This window comes from Streptococcus mitis, from assembly GCF_001579035.1.
In the GTDB taxonomy this organism is placed as follows: domain Bacteria; phylum Bacillota; class Bacilli; order Lactobacillales; family Streptococcaceae; genus Streptococcus; species Streptococcus mitis_J.
In genome coordinates this window covers 391,201-394,599 of the sequence record NZ_KQ970286.1, presented here as the reverse complement: position 1 = coordinate 394,599, position 3,399 = coordinate 391,201, and the positions used below count along the sequence as shown (strand labels likewise).

Genomic DNA, 3,399 nt, shown 5'->3' with positions numbered 1-3,399 from the left:
GCCGCAATATAACCAACGTCCCCAGTCGCAAGGAAATCACGACCAACTGCTTTGGGTGTAAAAATACCAACTTCGGTCACATCAAAGGTCTTACCATTGCTCATAAGCTGAATCTTATCGCCAGGTTTGACTACTCCGTCCATGACACGCACTTGGAGAATAACCCCACGGTAAGCATCGTAAACTGAGTCAAAAATCAAGGCCTTAAGTGGCGCCGTCACATCACCTGTTGGAGCTGGCACTTTTTCTACGATTTGCTCGAGAATTTCTTCGATACCAATACCAGCCTTGGCAGAAGCCAAAACTGCTTCACTGGCATCCAAACCAATGACATCTTCAATCTCCGTACGCACGCGCTCAGGATCTGCAGCTGGCAGGTCAATTTTGTTAATGACTGGCATGATTTCCAAATCATTGTCCAAGGCTAGATAAACGTTGGCAAGGGTTTGAGCCTCAATCCCTTGAGCAGCATCAACTACCAAAATCGCTCCCTCACAGGCAGCGAGAGAACGTGAAACTTCATAGGTGAAGTCTACGTGCCCCGGCGTGTCAATCAAGTGGAAAATATAAGTTTCCCCATCTTTTGCAGTATAATTCAGCTCGATGGCATTTAACTTAATGGTAATCCCACGTTCCCGCTCTAAATCCATACTATCCAAAAGTTGAGCTTGCATTTCACGACTGGATACTGTCTCTGTCTTTTCCAAAATGCGGTCTGCAAGAGTCGATTTCCCATGGTCAATATGAGCGATGATAGAGAAGTTACGGATCTTCTCCTGTCGTTTTTTCAATTCTTCTAAGTTCATGATTCTCTTCCTTTCAGGGTATCTATTTATTATAAATTGTTTTTGACATTTTTGACAAGACCATACCCTGCTAGGAGTACTAATCTTCAGCGACAAAGCCGTCATTTTCGATAAAGTGGTGTTCTGTCATTCCTTGGTCTGTAAAGACAATCCCATGAAGGACACCACCATAAACAGCTCCTCCATCCATTCCAATCTTGCCATCTTCTGTAGTCCAAAGCTCAGCTGTACCTCGCTCTTGCTTCAGCAAACCATAAACCGGTGTGTGACCAAAGACAATGGTTTTCCCAGTATGATTTTCTGCTTCGTGGAATGGCTTTCTAAGCCAGACTTTCTTATAATCTGTTGTTTCATGCCAGTCATCCAAGGTCAAATCAATACCTGCATGAACAAAGATATACTTGTCTGTCTCTACCACAAATGGCATTTGACGAATAAATTCGACCAAGTCTGCTGCTTCAGTGGCAACACGCTTGGCATCTTCTACTCCATCAACTGGTGCATCCAAGGGACGACCTAGGATAGAGTTAATAGTTGTATCTCCACCATTGCGACGATAGTGGTCATAGCTTTCTTCTGGGTTATCGAGCCAAGTCAAAAACATATACTCGTGGTTTCCTGACAAACAGATTGCCCCTTGATTGTCCACTAAGTCCTTGACCATTTCAAGGACACTGCGACTATCTTCACCACGGTCAATCAAGTCACCTAGAAAGAGCAACTGGGTCTGACCTTTCCATGTTTTGAGAAGGTCTTTCAGCATCCCAGCTTTTCCGTGAACATCTCCAATTACATAATAGTCTGTCATCTTATTTCTCCCTGTTTCTCAACAATTCTCTGGCTTGTGTCAGGGCAGCTTCTGTCACATCATCACCTGCCAACATCTTGGCAACTTCCTCCACTCGCTCTTCAACCGTCAAGAGACGAACAGTCGAAACTGTTGAATGCTCATTGCTAATCTTTTCAATAAAGAATTGATAATCCGCAATCGCAATCACTTGTGGCAAATGGGAAATAGCCAGAACCTGACCATGTTGGCCAATCTTGTGAATCTTCTGTGCAATGGCCTGAGCTACACGGCCTGAAACTCCTGTATCCACCTCATCAAAGACTATACTTGTCTTGCCTTCTTTACGTGAAAAGGCAGACTTAATGGCTAGCATGAGACGAGACAATTCTCCGCCAGATGCAACCTTGACCAAGGGTTTAAAATCTTCGCCAGGGTTGGTTGAAATGTAAAATTCGACCATTTCATTGCCCTCACGGCTGAATTTGCCCTTGCTAAAACGAACTTGAAACTGGGCTTTTTCCATATAAAGGTCTTGCAGTTCTTGTTTAATCTCTGCTTCGAGCTGCTGGGCCAAGTCATGACGAGCAGAGGCAAGCTGACCTGCCAAATCGACAAGATTGACTTCCAATTTCTTGAGCTCTGCTTCCATGTCCTCAGATGAAAGGTTATTTCCTGTCAAGAGATTGTATTCTTCCGTAATCTTGGCAAAATAAAGCAAAACATCATCAACAGTCCCACCATACTTACGAGTAATAGTATGAAGGAGATCCAAACGATTCTCAACCTGCATGAGGCGATTGCCATCAAAATCAAGGTCCTCAATAATAGCTTCCAGACGCTTGCTAATATCTTCTAAGACATAGTAGGTCTCAGACAAAGAGCTTGAAATTTCACGGTATTCAGGGTCGTACTCTTCAACACTTTCCATGTCATTCATGGCCGAACGAACATTGGCTAGACTTGAAAACTCTTCATTGTCTAACATACTGTAGGTATTGGTCAGTGTATCCGCAATATTTTTGTGATTGAGAAGTTTATCACGCTCTTGATTGAGAGCCAAATCTTCTCCAGCCTGCAAGTTTGCTGACTCAATCTCTGCCATTTGAAATTCCAACATTTCGATACGTGCCTTATGTTCTTGTTGGTTTTTCTTGACTTCCAGAACCTGCTTGCGCATTTTCCGATAAGCATCAAAACTCGTCTGATAGGTTTCTTTCAAGTTCCAAAAAGCTGCATCGCCAAATTCATCCAACATCTGGATATGAAGTTGAGGACGCATTAACTCTTCTTGGTCATGCTGACCATGTATATCCACAAGATGTTGTCCAATAGCACGCAAAACAGACAGATTAACCATCTGGCCATTGACACGACTAATACTCCGACCATTTTGCAAGATTTCCCGACGAATGATAATTTCATCACCCAATTCTAAACCTTGCTCATCAAAAATTTCCTGTAAAAGTCGACTATTCTCAACCGAGAAAAGCCCCTCAATCTCTGCCTTTGGCGCACCATGACGAATAACATCTGTCGTCGCACGAGCTCCCAACATCATATTCATGGCATCAATGATAATCGACTTCCCTGCACCCGTTTCACCAGTCAGAACAGTCATCCCCTTTTCAAAATTGAGGGAAATAGCCTCAATAATGGCAAAGTTTTTTATCGAAATTTCAAGTAACATATAGACCTACCAATTTTTTACTTGTTCAAAGATTTCCTCAGCTAGACTTTCACTTCTGGCAATGACTAAAATCGAGCTATCATCAGCCAAACAGCTGAAAATCTTGTCCGCAAAAG

General features: G+C 43.0%; 3 protein-coding genes and 1 pseudogene. All 4 read right to left on the bottom strand.

Annotated elements, in window-relative coordinates; all coding sequences use genetic code 11:
* On the bottom strand, nt 1–806 hold an 806-nt coding region (locus SMIDD26_RS04360; protein WP_134990161.1), incomplete at its 3' end, for a GTP-binding protein.
* Between the two features lie 79 nt (nt 807–885).
* On the bottom strand, nt 886–1,614 hold the full coding sequence (locus tag SMIDD26_RS04355; RefSeq protein WP_061439141.1) for a metallophosphoesterase family protein: 729 nt from the start codon (nt 1,612–1,614) through the stop codon (nt 886–888).
* A gap of 1 nt (nt 1,615) precedes the next feature.
* Complete coding sequence (gene recN / locus SMIDD26_RS04350; protein ID WP_061439140.1) at nt 1,616–3,283, bottom strand: DNA repair protein RecN; 1,668 nt, start codon at nt 3,281–3,283, stop codon at nt 1,616–1,618.
* Between the two features lie 6 nt (nt 3,284–3,289).
* Nucleotides 3,290–3,399 (bottom strand): annotated as a pseudogene (locus tag SMIDD26_RS12755) (arginine repressor); the annotation flags it as partial.

Excerpts from the sequence above, each read along its gene's own strand:
- SMIDD26_RS04355 (WP_061439141.1), bottom strand. The coding sequence starts at position 1,614 with ATGACAGACTATTATGTAATTGGAGATGTTCACGGAAAAGCTGGGATG.
- recN (WP_061439140.1), bottom strand. The coding sequence starts at position 3,283 with ATGTTACTTGAAATTTCGATAAAAAACTTTGCCATTATTGAGGCTATT.